Source organism: Streptomyces sp. NPDC042364 (assembly GCF_056437585.1).
This window is the reverse complement of sequence record NZ_JBWKAJ010000006.1, coordinates 212,428-230,740: the sequence shown is the minus strand read 5'-3', so window position 1 is coordinate 230,740 and position 18,313 is coordinate 212,428. Positions and strand designations below refer to the sequence as shown.

Here is an 18,313-nt window from a genome sequence, read left to right as displayed (position 1 = left end):
AGAAGAGCCGACCGCTGACAGGTGACAGCCGTGGATCGAGGAGAGAAGCTGTGAGCACCGAGAACGAGGGCACCGCGGTACCCCCGGCCCCGTCCGCACCTCCCGTGCCGGTGGACACTCCCGCTGCCCCCGCGCCGGCACCCGCTCCCGAGCCGGGCGAGGCGCCCGCGGGGACCACCTCCGAGTCGGCACCGACGGGGCACACGGCGCCCCCGGCCCCGGCCGGCGGCACGACCGCCGAGAACGCCCCGACGGCCCAGCTCCCGCCGGTCCCGCCGACTGCCCCGGACCGGACCGCCGTTCAGCAGCAGCCGACCGCCGTTCAGCAGCAGCCGTACGAGCAGCCGGCACCTCACACCCAGCCGCACCCCCATCCCCATGGGCAGCAGGCCCAGCCTGAGCTGGTGACCGCGGGCGCACCCGGGTACGGGCCCGCTTCCGGCCATGGCCACGGGTCTGCCTACGGCCAGGCACCGGGCCCCGGCGCCGGTGGAGGTTACGGCCAGGCGCCGGGCGCTCCCGGCGGTCCCGGTGGCTCGTCCGCGCCCGACGCCGCGTGGCCGCCCCCGGCGCCGCCCGCCGTCCCGTCGTACGCGGACGGCGGCCACACGTACGCCGACGGCAGTGGTGTCGCCGGGCCGGGCGGACCCGGTGACCACGCCGGCGCCGGTGGTCACGGCGGCGGCGCGGGCGGCGGCTGGGGCTCCTCGTGGCAGCAGACGCAGCAGCCGGCCCCCAACCCGGGCGGCAAGAAGCGCGGCGGCCTGATCGCGGCGGTCCTCGTGGCCGCGCTGGTGGCGGGCGGCGTCGGCGGCGGCATCGGCTACACGCTGGCCGACCGCAGCGACAATTCGACGGGCTCCACGACCGTTTCGGCCTCCCAGAACGGCGGTGACGTCAAGCGCGCGGCCGGTACGGTCGCCGCGGTGGCCGCGGCGGCGCTGCCGAGCACGGTCACGATCGAGGCGTCGGGCAACGACGGTGAGGGCGGCACGGGCACGGGCTTCGTGTTCGACAAGGAAGGGCACATCGTCACCAACAACCACGTGGTGGCGGACGCGGTCGACGGCGGCAAGGTGGCGGCGACCTTCCCCAACGGCAAGAAGTACAGCGCCGAGGTCGTCGGCCACGCGCAGGGCTACGACGTGGCGGTCATCAAGCTGAAGAACGCCCCGTCGGACCTGAACCCGCTGACGCTCGGCGACTCCGACAAGGTGGCCGTGGGCGACTCGACGATCGCGATCGGCGCCCCCTTCGGTCTGTCGAACACGGTGACGACGGGCATCATCAGCGCGAAGAACCGCCCGGTCGCCTCCAGCGACGGCTCCTCGGGCAGCAAGGCCTCGTACATGAGCGCCCTGCAGACCGACGCGTCGATCAACCCCGGAAACTCCGGCGGTCCCCTGCTCGACGCCCGGGGCAACGTGATCGGCATCAACTCGGCGATCCAGTCCGCCAGCAGCGGAGGCTTCGGCTCGGGCCAGGCGGGTTCGATCGGCCTTGGCTTCGCGATCCCGATCAACCAGGCGAAGAACGTGGCCCAGCAGCTGATCAGGACGGGCAAGCCGGTGTACCCGGTGATCGGCGCCTCGGTCTCCCTCAGCGAGGGCACCGGCGGCGCGGAGATCACCGACTCCGGTGAGGGCGGCGCTTCCTCGGTCACGCCCAACGGGCCCGCCGACAAGGCGGGTCTGAAGCCCGGAGACGTGATCACCAAGCTCGACGACCACGTCATCGACAGCGGCCCCACCCTCATCGGTGAGATCTGGACCCACCAGCCCGGCGACAAGGTCACCCTCACGTACATCCGTGACGGCAAGACCCGCACCGCCGAGGTGACCCTCGGCGAACGCGAGGGCGACAGCTGACGGGAGGCTACGCGACAGCCGGCCGGGGGAGGACACCGGCGCATGACGACCGCGACGCACCGCTCCTCTCCCGGCGCGGTGCGTCGCCCGTCCTCCCCACGGGCCTCCGCCCGCGGCCCACGGCCCCCGCGAACCGCTCCGGGCCGGTTCGCTGTACCCGCTCCGCCCCTGGTGGGCCGGGGCATGGTGGGTTGCCCGAGCGGCCTAGTACTCCAGCAGGATTTTGCTGTCTGACCTGGTCTTTTCGTCGGGTGGCGGGAGTGTAGCGGGACTTCGATCGTGCGGGGGCGGCTCACGGAGACCGCCCCTCGATCGTGCGACAACGCCGCAGGTAGTGACAGCGGCGGGCGACTGCTTGGCATCGGCGGCGCCGGTTCGACGTCGCTGCATGCCAGAAGGTCCCGAACCGGGTTCGCAACATGCCCGTGCGGACTATCTGCCGTGGGGCCCTTGGCGCGGCTTCCCAGAGCCTGCGGAAGACCTTCAAGGACGCCGCGAGCCAGAACCGCTGTGTCCAGATCCGGCTGCCCTACGCCCCGATCGGTGTCGTCATCGGTTGGCCCGAGTGGAAGAAGGTCGCATGCTGACGCCGGAGAACGCAGAGCGAGGAGAACCCGTGGGCACTGCTCGTAGCACAGCCGTGACCTTTGCCAGCGTCGTTGCGATCCTGCTCGTCATGCAGTTCGCCTTCGAGGGAGAGGTCACGCTTCGCTCGGCGTTGGTTGCCGCTGCCGTGGGATTGCTCTCAGTGGCCGTCGGGCCTCTCTGGGAGAAATGGCGCAGCAACCGCCGGTAGCCCGCCCGTGCGGCCCGGCACGGCGAAGACCGTCGCCGGGCCCCGCGGCTATGGCAGCGCTGAACTCCGAGCTCGGATCCTGGCCCGAGGTGGAATCCACGACGTTGCCGCAATCCCAGGCCGTGCCCGTAGAACAGAGATCCTGCCAGCCGGGCACCCAGGAGAACAGGTGCACCAAGAGGCTGGCTTCATGTGCGTGGTGGAGAACCTTCCAAACACTCGCTCACCCTCGTGGCGGCTGTGGCCGTGCAAGGTGTTTGACGGCCCTCGACTGCGCCTGCACGGGGTGGTCACGATCGAGCAATGCAACGCCTACGGCAACCGCCGCGCTGAGCACTGGCGTGGTGCGCGTGCGGTCCCCGCCGATGAGGCGGCCGCGGCGCTGTCAGCCCTGCTGGCTGCTGCGGGTCGCGGTGGATGCAGTGCGCCCAACTTTTGACGAACAGCGAGGCCAAAGGCCTGGAGAAGCTGACTGACGTACTTTTCAAACTGATCACTTCATCTGGTGAAGCCCGCCAGAGAGATGCTCAGTCCCACCAGAGAAGGTGCCGTCTGGCATCGACGCACTCGCCGCCGCTGAAGAACGACGGAGGACGACGCGAGCGGCTCACGCAACAGTACGCTTCCTCGTATGGCGAGGCCCTCGGCCATTCGCTGGATCCGGAGGGACCCCGAGTCGAGTCGGAGCCGGTGGACCCGTGTGGACCAAGAGCCCCGCACGAGGCCGGAGGCCGGTACGCTGTACCCGCTCCGCCCCTGGTGGGACGGGGCGCGGGTGGGTTGCCCGAGCGGCCTAAGGGAACGGTCTTGAAAACCGTCGTGGCGCGAGTCACCGTGGGTTCAAATCCCACACCCACCGCGTAGTGAACGGCCCCTGACCAGGTGAATCGGTCGGGGGCCGTTGTATTGCGCATGCCTGGTGGCGGCCGTGGTTCCCCGCGGTTCCCGCACGATCGGGCACGGACCGGCACGGCGCCCGCGGTGCCGGTGAGGCAGCAGACTCTTCAGGGACCCGGGCCACGGCCTTTGCCGTCTGCCCTGGTGTTCGCTATGTACATGACAGGTAGCTCGGAGCGGCATCGGCTGCGAAGGGCGATCTCCGTCCTCAGCGATGCTGTCCCCGGAGATCTCCGACGGTCTCCCGTCGGCTGGGCCGGCGTACGGGCGTGGGAAGCCGCTTGCGGCGTCGAACTGCCAGAGCCGTGAATTCGGTGGTCGGTGCCGGAGGGGGCAGGGGATGATGACCTCATGAGTTATGCATTACGTCGTACTGTCGGCGTCATGTGCGTGCTGGGCAGCATTGCCCTCGCGACCTGGCTGGTCTTCGGTTCTCCGCAGGACTGGGAGGGCGGCATGAGGTGGCTGCGCCACGGGTTGGGACTCGCGTCTCTCGGAGCGATCCACGGCGGCGCCTGGCTGATGTTTCCCGACAGACAGGAACGTACGCCCGACGCGGTGACCGGCCAGGACGACAACGCCTCGGCGGCCGCGCGTACGTGAAGGCGCCGCGAACGTCGGTGGGGCTGACGGCAGTGGCGTGCCGCATGCTCGGCCTCGTATCCGCGCCTCCCGGCCGTACCAGCCGGGCCGGCCTGATCAGCGGCCTGGCGGCGCGGAGAACGAGGCCCGGTGGCGTCCCCGTCCCCGCAGCTGGGATCACCTCGTGGACGGCCCCCTGACCAGGTCGGACGGCGGGGGCCGTTGGTCTTCGCGGTGGGCGCCAGGGGGTGTGGTCGAACTCCCGTCCGCCCCGGGGCGCCTGGCAAGCACCTTCACCGCACCGGGCGAAAGCCCGAGTACGCCGTGTACGCCGAGTACACCGGGTACGAGGACTTCCGCCGGTGTGCCGAGAGCACGCACCAGACGCCGCGGGGCCGCCCTCCGGGCGACGACGGGGGTTTGACGACAGCCGCTACTAGGCAGCCTTGGGGCGCCGGGCGCGTGGGCTCGGAGCGGGGTCCTGTGCGTCCTCGGGCCAGTAGGGCTCGTCCTCTCCGAAGTCCGGGGCCCGGAACGGGTCGGTCGTCGGAGGCGGCGATACCGCGGTGGAACGGCTGGGGTGCCCTTCCATGGCGGAGAACAGCGACGTCGGGTCGATGAGAGGTCTGCCTTTCGTTACAGATCCCTGAGGGGACCTGGTGTGCCGTGACCGGGCACAGCGGTTCTACAGCTTGGTCATCTTGGCGTACGGGCTGGAGACCCGCACCTGCGCCGAGCCGAAATCTACGAGGGCCGCGATTCCGTCCTCGATGCCGACCACGCGGCCGAGGCCGTACACGTCGTGCGTGACCTGGTCGCCCAGGGCGAAGTGCTTGGGAGCCGGGATGACCGGGGCCTTGAACGGGCTGGTGGGCAAATGACGCTTCGGTGCCGCGGGCTTTGTCATGGCTCAGTATGAGCCTACGCGCATCCTGCCCGCTGTGGCCGTCGGCACAGATCCCTCCGGGAAAATCGGGAAAATCGGCACAGGTCCCTCCGGGGAGACCCGTCACGCCTGTGATCAGCCGACACGGCCGTCTCGTACAAGCCTGTGGGCTCACACAAAGCCGTGCCGGGCGAGCGTACGGAGGCTTGAGCGCTCGCCCGTGTGCGTCCGCACGCTCTGCCCGGTGGGACCCACCCGCTGGAACGATCCCCGTGCCGGTTTCGGCGAGGGATCAGTGGATCAGTGGATCAGTGGATCAGTGGATCAGGGGATCAGCTGAAGGGGGCCTGGGATGGCTGTGGTGTTGTCGATGTGGTGGGCGGGGGTCACGCCGGAGCAGTACGACCTGGTGCGGGACGCGGTCGGCTGGGAGGACGTGCCGGCGGCCGGTGGGCAGACGCATGTTGCCTGGTTCGACGACCAGGGGCTCCATGTGACCGATGTCTGGGACTCCCAGGAGGCGTTCGAGGCGTTCTTCGGCGAGCGGCTCGCGCCCGCGATTCAGAAGGCCGGCCTCACGGGCGCGCCCGAGGTCGTGTTCAGCTCGCTGCACCGGCGGTTCATCGCGCCCGGCGTCAGCGGTGCGGCGTGAGCACGCGCACGTCCCGGTGAACTCACTGGGCGGAAGGGGTGCCCCCGGTTGCGGGGCGCCCCTTTCGCGTCTCCGGATGCGGGGTGGAGGGCGCGCGCTGATTCTGGAGGCAATGGCGAACGGCGGAAGGAGCCGCGATGTCCATGATGGACAAGCTCAAGCACATGCTGAAGGGCCACGAGGAGCAGGCCGGCAAGGGCGTCGACCGGGCCGGTGACATCGTCGACGAGAAGACGCAGGGAAGGCACAGCCGACACGTCGACACCGCTCAGGACCGGCTCAGGCAGCGGCTGGGCACTGATCAGACGGGCCAGACGGGCCAGAGGGACCTGGGTGGCCGGGAAGAGCCGCCTCCGCGGTAGGGGCGTGGGGTCGTGCGGCCGGCCGGCTGGTCCGCCGAGTCGGACCGGAGACCCGCGGCCCTCAGCCGTATGAGTCCGGCGCCCCGATGTGGGGCGCCGGTGGGGGTCGGTTGCCCAGCCGCGCCCTTACCGCCCGCCCCTCGCGCTCCCACCGTCCTCGCGCTCCCGCCACCCCCTCACTCTCGCCGCCCCGACATCCGGGCCGCCGAGGCCACCGTCGAGCGGGCCTCGCGTTCGGTGAGTCCCGTGTGGATCGCGGCGTCGATGAGGGCGTTGGTCAGGTCGGGGCCGAGGCCGTTCTCGTAGGCGCGGCAGGCGGCCCAGAAGAGGCGGGTGTTGCGTTGGCCTTCATGGGCGCTGAGGACGAAGTGGATCAGCCCGTGGCCAGGGTCTTGGCCATGACCGTGACCGAGGCCGTTGCCGTAGCTGCGGCCCTGGCCTCGATTCCGGTCCGCTCCGGAGGGGGAGCTTGCGCGTGGGTTCCGAGGGGCACGAGGCGGCGGCAGGAGCAGGCGCAGCAGAGCGGCCGGGCAGGGGGCCGGCGGGAGGTGGGCCGTTCCCGGAGCCGTGCCGTAGACGCCGTGGTCGGTGCGGGAGCCGGGGCCGACCAGATAGCCGCCGGAGCCGCGGACGTCGATGCCGGGGGCCAGACGGCTCGCCGAGTTGGGCACCACGACGTCGGGTGGGCCGGTGAGCCACAGATGGCGGCCGCCGCTGGGGGTCACGATCACGACCGTGTCCGGGATCGTGAAGAGGTGGCGGAGAGCCAGTTCACGGAGGGCCGCGGAGGAGTCCGTACCGGTTTTCGTGTCGAGGTCGATGCCGATCAGATGGTGGGGGTGGAGACCGCACGCGATGCCGTAGCCGGTGGCCCACGGCGCGGCCGCGAAAAGGGCTCGGATGCGGCGGGGGTCGGTGGAGGCGTCGTAGACGCCGTGGCCGAAGCGACCGCATTCGCCGTGGCAGGGGGTGGGGGCCGGGTCGTCCCGGTGAGGTGAGCGCAGGGCCGGGAGTTTCGAGCGGGACAGGGGGATCACCGCCAGTCCGCGTTCGGCGACGGAGAGGGCGTGTGCCAGGGCCAGGGTGGTGGCCTGCCGGTCCGTGGTGGCCATACTTCTATGTTCGTACGCATGTTCGATAAAAGGAAGGGGCCGGTTGGGCTTCCATGTGTCCCGCGGCTTTTCGGGGGCGGCTGGAAAGCGCGGAACGCTCCCGCCCTTCCGCGCCTGGTCCAGGTGTGGCGCCGTCTCGGTGCCGCCGTGCGGGCGTATTGACAGTCGCCCCACCTCTTCCTTCAATCTGACGGATAGTCAGAAATCTCCGGAGGGGGCCGTGGCGTGGTGGTCGAGGATCTGTCGTCGGTACGGCTCAAGGCCTATGAGGGGCGTCCTGCGGTACGCGGTGGCCTCGGCAAGGACCCCGTCAACTCGCCCATGATCCGGCACTGGTGCGAGGCCATGGGCGACACCAGCCCCGCGTACACCGGCCCCGACGCGATCGCGCCGCCCACCATGCTCCAGGTGTGGACCATGGGCGGGCTGAGCGGACACGAGACGCGTTCGCCCGCGTACGAGGAACTCCTCGCCCTCCTCGACGACGCCGGGTACACCTCCGTCGTCGCCACCGACTGCGAGCAGGAGTACCTGCGGGCGCTGCGGCCGGGGGACGAGATCACCTTCGACTCGGTCATCGAGTCGGTGTCGGACCGGAAGGGCACCAGACTCGGCACCGGGTACTTCGTCACCACCCGCACGGACGTCCGGGTCGGCGGCGAACTCGCCGGCACCCACCGCTTCCGGATTCTCAAGTACGCGCCGAACGCCCCCGCCCCACAGCAGGACCGGGGCCGGGCCGAGCGGCGCCCCCGCCCCGTCGTCAACCGCGACAACGCCGGCTTCTGGGAGGGCGTCGCCCGGCATCGCCTCCTCATCCAGCGCTGCGCCGGGTGCGGCACGCTGCGTTTCCCCTGGCTGCCGGGGTGCAACGCGTGCGGCTCGCCCGAGTGGGACACGGTCGAGGCGAGCGGCGACGGCACCGTCCACTCGTACGTCGTCATGCACCACCCGTCCTTCCCGGCCTTCGACCCCCCGTACGCCGTCGGGCTGATCGAACTCGCCGAGGGCGTCCGGATGATCAGCAACGTCATCGGGGTGCCGTACGACAAGGTGCGGATCGGTATGCCCGTACGGCTCGAATTCGTTCGCTGCGACGAGGAGTTGGAGTTGCCCGTGTTCCGTGCGCGGGAGGAGGTGCGGGCATGAGGGCCGGGGACGGACTCCCTCCGCTGCGGATCCCGATCACGCGGACCCTCGTGGTCGCCGGAGCCATCGCCTCACGCGACTACCAGGACGTGCACCACGACCCCGAACTGGCGCGGCGGCGCGGATCGCCCGACGTCTTCATGAACATCCTGACGACGAACGGGCTGGTCGGACGGTACGTCACCGACTGCTTCGGCCCGCGTGCCGTCCTCCGCAAAGTCGCCATCCGGCTCGGCGCGCCCAACTACCCGGGCGACACGATGGTGTTGACCGGAACGGTCGAGGCGGTCGACGGGAACACGGCCACCGTGAGGATCGTGGGCGACAACGGCATCGGGCGCCACGTCACGGGGACGGTCACCCTCACCCTCCCGCCACCGGACGCGACCACGGACGTGACGGCGCAGGCGACTGCGGACGCGCCACCGGATGTGACGGCGGAGGCGACTGCGGACGCGCCACCGGATGTGACGGCGGAGGCGACCGCGGAGGCGACTGCGGACGCGCCACCGGATGTGACGGCGGAGGCGACCGCGGACGCGCCACCGGATGTGACGGCGGAGGCGACTGCGGAGGCGACTGCGGACGGGACGGCGGAGGCGACTGCGGATGTGACGGCGGAGGCGACCGCGGACGCGCCACCGGACGTGACGGCGGACCCGGCGGACGCCGGAGCGGCGAGCGCGGCGGTCGCGGCGGTCGCGAGGGAGCCGTGGACGACCGTGACCGACCCGGCGGAGGGCGCCGTATGAGCGTGCGGGCGAAGGACCACCTCGGCGGCCGGGCCGCCGTCGTCGGGATCGGGGCGACCGACTTCTCCAAGGACTCGGGGCGCAGTGAGCTGCGGCTGGCCGTGCAGGCGGTGCGGGCGGCGCTGGACGACGCCGGGCTCACGCCGGCGGACGTGGACGGAATGGTGACGTTCACGATGGACACGAGCCCGGAGATCACGGTCGCGCAGGCGGCCGGCATCGGCGAGCTGTCCTTCTTCTCCCGCGTCCACTACGGCGGCGGGGCGGCGTGCGCGACGGTGCAGCAGGCGGCGCTGGCCGTGGCGACGGGCGTGGCGGAGGTCGTGGTCTGCTACCGGGCGTTCAACGAACGTTCGGGGCGGCGGTTCGGGGCCGGGGTGCGGCACCGCGAGCCCTCGGCGGAGGGAGTGGCGCTCGGCTGGGCGCTGCCGTTCGGGCTGCTCACCCCGGCCTCGTGGGTGGCGATGGCGGCGCAGCGGTACCTGCACGCGTACGGGCTGACGCCGGAGGCGTTCGGGCATGTGGCGGTCGTGGGCCGGACGTACGCGGCGACCAACCCGGCGGCCTACTTCCACGGGCGCCCCATCACGCTCGCCGAGCACGCGGCCTCGCGGTGGATCGTCGAGCCGCTGCGGCTGCTGGACTGCTGCCAGGAGACGGACGGCGGTCAGGCTCTCGTGGTGACGTCGGTGGAACGGGCGCGGGACCTGCCGAAGCCGCCCGCGGTGATCGTCGCCGCCGCCCAGGGCGCCGGCCGGGCCCAGGAGCAGATGACGAGCTTCTACGGCACCGACCTGACGGGTCTGCCCGAGATGGGCCTCGTCGCCCGCCAGCTGTGGCGGACCTCCGGGCTCGGGCCGGGCGACATCGACGTGGGCATCCTCTACGACCACTTCACGCCGTTCGTGCTGATGCAGCTGGAGGAGTTCGGGTTCTGCGCGGCCGGCGAGGCGGCCGGCTTCGTCGCGGAGGAACGGCTGCCGCTGAACACGCACGGCGGCCAGCTCGGGGAGGCCTATCTGCACGGGATGAACGGCATCGCGGAGGCGGTACGGCAGCTCCGCGGCACCGCGGTCAACCAGATCACCGGCACGGAACACGTCCTGGTCACCGCGGGCACCGGGGTACCCACCTCGGGTCTGGTGCTGGGCACGGACGGGTGAGGGCGGCGGCCTCGTCCCCGTATGCCCCGAGCGGGTGCTCTCCGTACTCCCAGGCCAGGTGTGCCCCCTTCGCTCCGGGCAGGCGTTCCTCAGGGGTACACCCTCAGTGGATGGGGGCCGTTCATCCACCTCCAGTAGGTGAGGTCTGCCCCACTCCTACAACCTGAGGGGGATTCGTCTTCGGGACCTGCGGCCGATCCGCCGGGGCGGGCCCGCTCCTAGCGTGGAGCCATGACCACACTCGTCTGCACCAGCGCTTCCAACGCCGCTGCACCGGCGACGCGGACCCTGCCGACCCCGCCGCTGGTGACCCTGTCGTACCCGTCGTTCTCGGCGTACGTGAAGGCCCGCCAGCCGCTGCTGCTGCGGACCGCCCGGTCACTGACGGCGAACCCGAGCGACGCCGAGGACCTGCTGCAGACCGCGCTGGCCAAGACGTATGTCGCCTGGGAGCGGATCGAGGACCACCGGGCGCTCGACGGGTACGTACGGCGGGCGCTGCTGAACACGCGGACGTCCCAGTGGCGCAAGCGCAAGGTGGACGAGTTCGCCTGCGACGAGCTGCCGGAGCCGGACGGCGTCCACACGGCGGACCCGGCCGAACAGCAGGCACTGCGCGACGCGATGTGGCGGGCGATCATGAAGCTGCCGGCGCGGCAGCGGGCGATGGTCGTCCTCAGGTACTACGAGGATCTCAGCGAGGTGCAGACGGCCGAGGTCCTCGGGGTCTCGGTGGGCACGGTGAAATCGGCGGTGTCGCGGGCGCTGGGCAAGCTGCGCGAGGATCCGGAGCTGGAACCCGTCCGCTAGCCCGAACGTTGGCCTGACACGCGGCTGCGACCGGGCTCTCCGAGTAACACTCTCTGATCGATCATCCCGGCACCTAGTGACATACCGCGCGGTATGTGAGCAGAATCAGCGCAACCGTTACCACCGCGTAGGCAGAGCCGCCCCGGGAGGACGCCGTGCTGAGCACCATGCAGGACGTACCGCTGTTGATCTCCAGGATCCTGGCCCATGGGCAGGTCATCCACGGGACGTCGCAGGTGATCACCTGGACCGGTGAGGGGGAACCCGACCGCCGCTCCTACGCCGAGATCGGCGCCCGAACCGCCCAGCTGGCCCACGCCCTGCGCGAGGACCTCGGAGTCGAGGGCGACGAGCGGGTCGCGACCCTCATGTGGAACAACGCGGAGCATGTCGAGGCGTACTTCGCGATCCCCTCCATGGGAGCCGTCCTCCACACCCTCAATCTGCGCCTGCCCCCCGAGCAGCTCGCCTGGATCGTCAACCACGCCGCGGACCGCGTGATCATCGCCAACGGCTCGCTGCTCCCCCTCCTCGCACCGCTCCTCCCGCACCTCAAGCCGGTGGAGCACGTCGTCGTGTCCGGCCCCGGTGACCGGTCGCTGCTCGCCGGAGCGAGCGTCCAGGTGCACGAGTACGAGGACCTGATCGCCGGCAAGCCGACCACCTACGACTGGCCGGAGCTGGACGAGCGCTCCGCCGCCGCCATGTGCTACACCTCCGGCACCACCGGCGACCCCAAGGGCGTCGTCTACTCCCACCGCTCGATCTATCTGCACTCCATGCAGGTCAACATGGCCCAGTCCATGGGCCTGACGGACGCGGACCTGTCCCTCGTCGTCGTCCCGCAGTTCCATGTGAACGCCTGGGGCCTGCCCCACGCCACGTTCATGACCGGCGTCAACATGCTGATGCCGGACCGGTTCCTGCAGCCCGCCCCCCTCGCCGAGATGATCGAGACGCAGAAGCCGACCCACGCCGCCGCCGTCCCGACCATCTGGCAGGGACTGCTGGCCGAGCTGAACGCCCGCCCGCGGGAGGTTTCCTCCCTCACCCAGGTCACCATCGGCGGCTCCGCCTGCCCGCCCTCCCTCATGCAGGCCTTCGACAAGCTCGGGATGCGTGTCTGTCACGCCTGGGGCATGACGGAGACGTCCCCGCTGGGCACCATCGCCCGGCCGCCGGCCCATGTGGAGGCCGACTCGGAGGAGGAGTTCGCGTACCGGCTCACCCAGGGCCGCTTCCCCGCCTCCGTGGAGGCCCGCCTCACCGGTCCCGGTGGCGAGCGGCTTCCCTGGGACGGCGAGTCCGCCGGCGAGCTGGAGGTCCGCGGCCCCTGGATCGCGGGCGCGTACTACGGCGGCCAGGGCGCCGAGCACATCCGGCCCGAGGACAAGTTCAGCGAGGACGGCTGGCTGAAGACGGGCGACGTCGGCACGATCAGCCCGGACGGCTTCCTCACCCTCACCGACCGAGCCAAGGACGTCATCAAGTCCGGCGGTGAGTGGATCTCCTCGGTCGAGCTGGAGAACGCCCTCATGTCCCACCCGGATGTCGCCGAGGCCGCCGTCGTCGCCGTACCGGACGAGAAGTGGGGCGAGCGCCCACTGGCCACCGTCGTGCTGAGGGAAGGCGCGAGCACGGACTTCACGGCGCTGCGGTCCTTCCTCGCGGAGGAGGGCCACATCGCGAAGTGGCAGCTGCCGGAGCGCTGGACGATCATCGAGTCGGTGCCGAAGACGAGCGTCGGCAAGTTCGACAAGAAGGTGCTGCGCAGGCAGTACGCGGAAGGGCAGCTGGACGTGACGCAGCTCTGAGCGGCGGCGGCTGACCGACTGAGAAGACCTGGACGACTTGGGGCACTGTTTCACGTGAAACAGTGCCCCAAGTGCTGGTGGCCGGCCGCCTCAGTTCGTGCCGATGCGTGCCAGGAGGTCCACGATGCGGGTCTGGACGTCCGGGCTCGTCGAGCGTTCGGCGAGGAAGAGCACGGTCTCCCCCGAGGCCAGGCGCGGGAGTTCGGCCTGGTCGACGGCGGCGGTGTAGACGACGAGCGGGGTGCGGCTCAACTGCCCGTTCGTCCGCAGCCAGTCGATGATCCCGGCCTGGTGACGGTGGACCTGGAGCAGATCCATCACCACGAGGTTGGGCCGCATCTGCGCGGCCAGGGTGACGGCGTCCGCGTCGGACGCGGCCCTCGCGACCTGCATGCCACGCCGTTCCAGCGTGGCCGTCAGGGCGAGCGCGATCTCCGCGTGCTCCTCGATCAGCAGGACACGTGGAGGGTGCTGCTCGGAGTCACGCGGCGCGAGCGCCTTCAGCAGGATGGCCGGGTCGGCCCCGTACGCGGCGTCGCGCGTCGCCTGGCCGAGCCCCGCCGTGACGAGCACGGGCACCTCGGCGGCTACCGCGGCCTGCCGCAGCGACTGGAGGGCCGTGCGCGTGATGGGACCGGTGAGCGGGTCGACGAACAGGGCGGCCGGATAGGCGGCGATCTGCGCGTCGACGTCCTCACGCGAGTTCACGATGACGGGACGGTAGCCGCGCTCGCTCAGCGCCTGGTGGGTGGGCGCGTCCGGAGCCGGCCACACCAGCAGCCGGCGCGGGTTGTCCAACGGCTCCGGCGGCAACTCGTCGTCCATCGGCTGCGGCTGGGGCCGGTCGGGGACCTCCACCGCACCGCCGGGCCCGTCCAGAGGCTCGGGCCCTTCGGCCGCGTTCTCGTCCGGGGCACCTATGGCGTACGACCGCCCGGCCCCGTCGGTGTTGCCGACCAGCCGGGACTGCCCGGCGAGGGAGGGCTGCGGCGGCAGGGGGACCTGCCCGGCGAGCGAGGCATGGGGCGGCAACGGCACCTGCCCGGCCAGTGAGGGCGGGCCCGACTGAGCGGGGAGCGGGGTCTGCCCACTGCCGTTGCCCTTGGCCTGGGCCGACTGCGGGTGGGGGCGCGCGGCCGACTCGGCGCGGTCACCGGCGGGCGCGGGCGGCGTACCGAGCTTGCGGCGCCGACCGGAACCGCCGGGCTGGTTCGGGGCCGGAGTGGAGCCCGGCTGGGGCTGGCCCTGCGCCTGCGCGGCGCCCTGGCGGGCGAACGGGACCCCCTGGCCCAGCGTCCGCACGCTGATCGCCCGCCCCTGCGTCGAGTTGGGGTCGAGCGACGCGGCGGGCGCGGCGGCCGGTGCCGCCTCCGCGGGCAGCGGCTGCGCGGCCCGCGGCTGCTGCCGAACAGCACGCTCCGGCGGCAGCGGGGTGCCCGACGAAGGCGTCGACTGCGGAGGCAGCGGGGCCCGCGCGCCCGCCACGGGGATGCCCGCGCCGGAAGTGTCGTGACCGGGGTCGGGCCATGACTGGGGCTGCGGCTGGGCCTGCGGCTGAGGCGCGGCCTGAGCGGGAATTGGCCTGCCTGCGCCGGGCGCCCCTTGGGCGGGCACCGGCTGGGGCGCGCCCTGAGCGCCCGGCACGGCTCCCTGCGCGGGCATGGACAGGCCAGGGGCCGCCGCGGCCTGGGGCGGAACCTGCTGCGGGGCACCCGGAGGCGCCACGGCGGCGGCCTGTTCGGGTACGGGCTGTGCTCCGGCGACCGGAGCGGCGCCGGGCTGGTTCGGGGCCGGGGCGTATCCCGGCTGAGCGGGGCCGGTACCACCCTCGGGCGGTACGGCCGATACCTGAGCGGCGGCACCGGGAACGCCCTGTGCGGGCACCGGCTGCGGGGCGCCCGGAAGACCCTGGGCGGTGATGGGCTGACCGGGTGCCGCCGCCTGCGCGGGCGCGGCCGCCATGGGGGCACCTTGCGCGGGGACGGGCTGTGGTCCCGCCGGGAGGCCCTGTGCGGGCACCGGCTGCCCTGGGGCGACCGTGGCCCCGGCGTCATCCTGCTGTGCCGCCGGGCGGACGGCTCGGCGGCGGCCGGTCGGAGCGGGCACCGGGTGGGGTTGTGGCGGGGTGTGGTCGTCCGCCGGATGGTGCAGCGCGGCGTCATGGCGCCCGTCGTCCACACCACCGGCGGGAGCCCCCGGCACCTGACCGGCGGCGACCGCCGGTCCGACCCCGGGCGCCTGCGCCGCCTCGGCGACCGGTACGGCAACCTGCCCGGCGGCCTGGACCTGCGGCTGAGCCTGAACCTGACCATGCGCCTGAGGCTGCGGCCGGGCCGCCTGCCCCGGTGCCTGGACCTGCGCCGGAGCGGCCTGCTGGGCGATCCCGGCCGCGGGTACGGGTCCTGCGACGGGGACCGTCTCCCCGGCGGGCACCGGTCCTGCGGTAGTCGGCTGTCCGGCGGGCACCGGCCCACCGGGAAGTGGCTGTCCGGCGGGCACCGGTCCTGCGGCAACAGGTTGCCCGGCGGGCACCGGCCCTGTGGCGGGCACCGGCCCTCCGGCAGCTGCGGCCCCACCCATCGGCACGGCCCCACCAGGCGGTACGACCCCTCCTGCGGGCAGGCCACCACCCGCGGGATGCATCCCCCCGGCCACAGCGGCCCCTTGGCCGCCCTCTCCCTCGTACACCTCGCCCGCCTGCGCACCCTGCGCAGGCGCGGGAGGCACGGCCACGGGCCCGCCAGGCGCACCCTGTGCTTCCGGCGCCGCGGGCACAGGGAGGGGCATCGGCCCGAGCCCGGCGTTCTGCGCGTACTCGGGCCCTCGGTCGGCCTCGGCCGGTGGCAGCGCGAAGACCGCACGCCCGGCCGGCTCGGCGGCGGCCCGCTCCTCCGCTTTGGCCAGCGCACGACGGCGGCGCCCGGTCGGCTGGCCCCCGGCCGTGTCGCCGGAGCCGGAGCCGCCGCTCGCGGCGTCGGGCGCGGGAGTCGTGCCCGGACCGGCGGGCAGCGCGGGCGGCAGTGCGTTCTGAGCGGCGGGCTCCCGGCGTGCCCGTCGCCCGCTGGGCGCGGGAACGCCTTGCGGCGGCACGGTCCCGCCGAGCCCGTTGGCGGCGGCAGCGGTTCCGGCGGCGTGCTCGGCCGCCATGACGACCGCACCCTCGGCGGCCACGGACTCACCGCCGGCCGCGGCTGTCCGGCCGCGCCGCCGCCCGGTGCCCTCGGCGTCGTCGGCGCCGCCCTGCGCCGGCACGTGCGCGTCCCCGGCGGTGGGGCCGCCCGCGGCGTCCTCGGCCCGGCGCCGGCGCCGCCCGGTGGGAGGCGCGGCGGGCTGGGTCTCCTCCCCGGGGGCGTCGTCGCCCTCCAGGAACGCGTCAACGGACGACCGCCGGGCCCGTCGCCGCCCGCCACCGGCACCACCGCCGGCCTGCTCGGGCAACGAGACCTCGGCACCGGCGGCCACGGGAGCCGCGTCGGCAGGCGTCCCGGAAGCGGTCTCCGGCTCGTCGACGGCCACGACCGGTGCCTGGACGGAAACCGTTCCCGCGCCGCCTCCGAGCGGCACCTCCAGCACATACGCGCTGCCGCTCATCCCCGGCACCTCGTGCGTCTGCAGCACACCGCCGTGGGCGCGCACGATCCCCTGGACGATCGGCTGGTGGACGGGGTCTCCCCCGGCGTAGGGCCCGCGCACCTCGATCCGTACGACCTCGCCGCGCTGCGCCGCCGCGACGACGACGGTGTTGTCCATGTAGCCGCCGACGGACATGGGCGCGTTGCCGGTCGCGTCGACGCCGGCGACATCCGCGATGAGGTGTGCGAGCGCGGTCGCGAGGCGGGCCTGGTCCACCTCGGCCTCGATGGGCGGCGCGTGCACGGCGAACTGCACCCGCCCCGGCCCGACCAGCTCCACGGCGCCGTCGACGCCGGCGGCCACGACCGCGTCGAGCATGACGGTCGTACGGACGAGGTCCTCCTCGCCGGCGTCGATCCGCTGGTACCCCAGCACGTTGTCGATCAGGGTCGTGATCCGCGAGTACCCGGCGGTGAGGTGGTGGAGCACCTGGTTGGCCTCGGGCCACAGCTGGCCGGCGTCGTCGGCGGCGAGGGTGCCCAGTTCGCTGCGGAGCTGGTCGAGCGGGCCGCGCAGGGAGGTGCCCAGCACGGCGAGCAGCTGCTCGTGCCGCGCCGCCAGCGCCTCGTAGCGGTCCTTCTCCCGCTCACCGAGCGCGGCGTAGCGCTCGTCACCGGAGGCGAGTTCCTCGGCGTGCTTCTCGCGCAGCTCGGCGAGTTCGGCGGTGTGCTTCTCCCGCACGCCCTCCAGTTCCTCGGCGTGCTCCTCGGTGACCTGCTTCAGCTCCTCCGCGTGCCGCTGGGCCTCGGCGTTCTTCTCCTCGGCGAGCTGGTCGTAGGGCCGCCGGTCGGTGAACGTCATCACGGCCCCGACGAGCTGGTCCCCGTCGCGCACCGGCGCCGTCGTCAGGTCGACCGACACCTTGTCGCCGCTCTTGGACCACAGCACCTGTCCGCGCACCCGGTGCTTGCGCCCGGACCGCAGGGTGTCGGCGAGCGGCGACTCGCCGTACGGGAACGGGGAGCCGTCCTCGCGGGAGTGCAGGACGAGCGTGTGCAGCTCGCGCCCCCCGAGATCGCTGGCCCGGTAGCCCAGGATCTGGGCGGCGGCCGGGTTCACGAGGACGATCCGCCCGTCGGTGTCCGTCCCCACGACGCCCTCGGCCACGGCCCGCAGGATCATCTCGGTCTGCCGTTGCGAACGCGCGAGTTCGGCCTCGGTGTCGACGGTGCCGGAGAGGTCGCGCACGACCAGCATGAGCAGCTCGTCATTGGCGTAGCCGTAACCGTCGTACGCCTGCTGCCCGTTCTCCAGATTCGCGCTTGTGACCTCGACCGGGAACTCGCTGCCGTCGGTCCGGCGGGCGATCATACGGGTCGGCTTGGTCCGCCCGGTGGGGTCCATGGTGTCGGGCCGGCGCATCGAGCCGGGGATGAGCCGTGAGTCGAACTCGGGGAGGAGGTCCAGCAACCCGCGCCCCACGAGGGCGGTACCCGGGGTCTCGAAGGCCTCCAGGGCGATGGTGTTCGCGTTGACGACGGTCCCATTGGCGTTGACCAGCACCAACGCATCGGGCAGCGCGTCCAGTATGGCTGCGAGGCGAGCAGCGCCTCGGGATGGCCTGCTGCTCACGAGACGCTTCCTCCCTGTTACCGCATCTTGCCGACCGCCTGGGCCATCTTGCCAACCGGCCCGCAACGTGTCACGCGAGGGAGTCTACGGGCAGAGGTTGCGCTCGCGACGCCGGATGAGAGGGAGGTCGCACACCGAAGATACGGAGATGCCGTGACCGTGTGTTTTGCCGAGCGACACGCCCCGCGGCACATATGTACGGCGCCCACGGCCCCCGCTCCGGCTTATGGGCATATGCCGTCGGAGTTATCGGGGACGGGCTCGA

At 72.5% G+C, this 18,313-nt stretch carries 13 protein-coding genes, 1 tRNA gene and 1 pseudogene; 12 read left to right on the top strand and 3 right to left on the bottom strand.

Annotation, left to right across the window (positions count from 1 at the left end; all coding sequences use genetic code 11):
• Positions 1 to 50: 50 nt before the first annotated feature.
• The 5 genes from AC067N_RS15255 to AC067N_RS15235 all read left to right on the top strand — a co-directional run bounded on the left by AC067N_RS15255 (position 51) and on the right by AC067N_RS15235 (position 4,164).
• Positions 51 to 1,868 carry a S1C family serine protease gene (locus tag AC067N_RS15255; protein ID WP_478679335.1) on the top strand — a complete coding sequence of 606 codons (1,818 nt, stop codon included), beginning with the start codon at positions 51 to 53 and terminating at the stop codon, positions 1,866 to 1,868.
• 419 nt (positions 1,869 to 2,287) lie between these two features.
• Positions 2,288 to 2,455: a hypothetical protein gene (locus tag AC067N_RS15250; RefSeq protein ID WP_478679334.1), complete on the top strand. Its 168-nt coding sequence runs from the start codon at positions 2,288 to 2,290 to the stop codon at positions 2,453 to 2,455.
• Entirely contained in the window at positions 2,449 to 2,664 is a 216-nt protein-coding gene (locus AC067N_RS15245) for a hypothetical protein (RefSeq protein ID WP_478679333.1), read from the top strand. Before AC067N_RS15250 ends, AC067N_RS15245 begins: the two co-directional genes overlap by 7 nt.
• Positions 2,665 to 3,438: 774 nt before the next feature.
• Positions 3,439 to 3,523 (top strand) — tRNA-Ser (locus tag AC067N_RS15240).
• Between the two features lie 389 nt (positions 3,524 to 3,912).
• Positions 3,913 to 4,164: a hypothetical protein gene (locus tag AC067N_RS15235; protein ID WP_478679332.1), complete on the top strand. Its 252-nt coding sequence runs from the start codon at positions 3,913 to 3,915 to the stop codon at positions 4,162 to 4,164.
• 664 nt (positions 4,165 to 4,828) lie between these two features.
• Here AC067N_RS15235 and AC067N_RS15230 read toward each other — a convergent pair.
• Entirely contained in the window at positions 4,829 to 5,050 is a 222-nt protein-coding gene (locus AC067N_RS15230) for a hypothetical protein (protein ID WP_478679331.1), read from the bottom strand.
• A 331-nt stretch (positions 5,051 to 5,381) separates the two neighbouring features.
• Between AC067N_RS15230 and AC067N_RS15225 the strand changes: the two genes are divergently transcribed.
• The gene (locus AC067N_RS15225; RefSeq protein WP_478679330.1) at positions 5,382 to 5,681 is read left to right on the top strand and encodes a hypothetical protein; all 300 of its coding nucleotides are present in this window, start codon (positions 5,382 to 5,384) and stop codon (positions 5,679 to 5,681) included.
• Between the two features lie 137 nt (positions 5,682 to 5,818).
• Positions 5,819 to 6,043, top strand: a complete 225-nt coding sequence (locus tag AC067N_RS15220) for an antitoxin (RefSeq protein ID WP_478679329.1) — start codon at positions 5,819 to 5,821, stop codon at positions 6,041 to 6,043.
• 176 nt (positions 6,044 to 6,219) lie between these two features.
• Here the strand turns inward: AC067N_RS15220 and AC067N_RS15215 are convergent, their stop codons facing one another.
• Positions 6,220 to 7,155, bottom strand: a complete 936-nt coding sequence (locus AC067N_RS15215; RefSeq protein ID WP_478679328.1) for a bifunctional DNA primase/polymerase — start codon at positions 7,153 to 7,155, stop codon at positions 6,220 to 6,222.
• A gap of 225 nt (positions 7,156 to 7,380) precedes the next feature.
• On the opposite strand from AC067N_RS15215, the gene AC067N_RS15210 reads away from it, so the two are divergent.
• From AC067N_RS15210 to AC067N_RS15190, 5 genes and pseudogenes are all read left to right on the top strand, one after another.
• Positions 7,381 to 8,304, top strand: coding sequence for a bifunctional MaoC family dehydratase N-terminal/OB-fold nucleic acid binding domain-containing protein (locus tag AC067N_RS15210; protein WP_478679327.1), 924 nt, complete (start codon positions 7,381 to 7,383; stop codon positions 8,302 to 8,304).
• Positions 8,301 to 8,684 (top strand): annotated as a pseudogene (locus tag AC067N_RS15205) (MaoC family dehydratase); the annotation flags it as partial. The gene AC067N_RS15210 and the pseudogene AC067N_RS15205, both read left to right, overlap by 4 nt.
• A 368-nt stretch (positions 8,685 to 9,052) precedes the next feature.
• Positions 9,053 to 10,219 carry a lipid-transfer protein gene (locus tag AC067N_RS15200; RefSeq protein WP_478679326.1) on the top strand — a complete coding sequence of 389 codons (1,167 nt, stop codon included), beginning with the start codon at positions 9,053 to 9,055 and terminating at the stop codon, positions 10,217 to 10,219.
• Positions 10,220 to 10,450: 231 nt separating this feature from the next.
• Positions 10,451 to 11,029 (top strand): SigE family RNA polymerase sigma factor, encoded by a 579-nt coding sequence (locus AC067N_RS15195; RefSeq protein ID WP_478679325.1) that lies wholly within the window; start codon positions 10,451 to 10,453, stop codon positions 11,027 to 11,029.
• Positions 11,030 to 11,184: 155 nt separating this feature from the next.
• Entirely contained in the window at positions 11,185 to 12,843 is a 1,659-nt protein-coding gene (locus tag AC067N_RS15190) for a long-chain fatty acid--CoA ligase (RefSeq protein WP_478679324.1), read from the top strand.
• 90 nt (positions 12,844 to 12,933) lie between these two features.
• On the opposite strand, the gene AC067N_RS15185 is transcribed toward AC067N_RS15190, so the two are convergent.
• The gene (locus tag AC067N_RS15185) at positions 12,934 to 18,048 is read right to left on the bottom strand and encodes a PAS domain-containing protein (protein ID WP_478679323.1); all 5,115 of its coding nucleotides are present in this window, start codon (positions 18,046 to 18,048) and stop codon (positions 12,934 to 12,936) included.
• Between the last annotated feature and the right edge of the window lie 265 nt (positions 18,049 to 18,313).

Coding starts and splice junctions, on each gene's coding strand:
- AC067N_RS15250 (WP_478679334.1), top strand. CDS start 2,288: ATGCCCGTGCGGACTATCTGCCGTGGGGCCCTTGGCGCGGCTTCCCAG.
- AC067N_RS15245 (WP_478679333.1), top strand. CDS start 2,449: ATGCTGACGCCGGAGAACGCAGAGCGAGGAGAACCCGTGGGCACTGCT.
- AC067N_RS15235 (WP_478679332.1), top strand. CDS start 3,913: ATGAGTTATGCATTACGTCGTACTGTCGGCGTCATGTGCGTGCTGGGC.
- AC067N_RS15230 (WP_478679331.1), bottom strand. CDS start 5,050: ATGACAAAGCCCGCGGCACCGAAGCGTCATTTGCCCACCAGCCCGTTC.
- AC067N_RS15225 (WP_478679330.1), top strand. CDS start 5,382: ATGGCTGTGGTGTTGTCGATGTGGTGGGCGGGGGTCACGCCGGAGCAG.
- AC067N_RS15220 (WP_478679329.1), top strand. CDS start 5,819: ATGTCCATGATGGACAAGCTCAAGCACATGCTGAAGGGCCACGAGGAG.
- AC067N_RS15215 (WP_478679328.1), bottom strand. CDS start 7,155: ATGGCCACCACGGACCGGCAGGCCACCACCCTGGCCCTGGCACACGCC.
- AC067N_RS15200 (WP_478679326.1), top strand. CDS start 9,053: ATGAGCGTGCGGGCGAAGGACCACCTCGGCGGCCGGGCCGCCGTCGTC.
- AC067N_RS15195 (WP_478679325.1), top strand. CDS start 10,451: ATGACCACACTCGTCTGCACCAGCGCTTCCAACGCCGCTGCACCGGCG.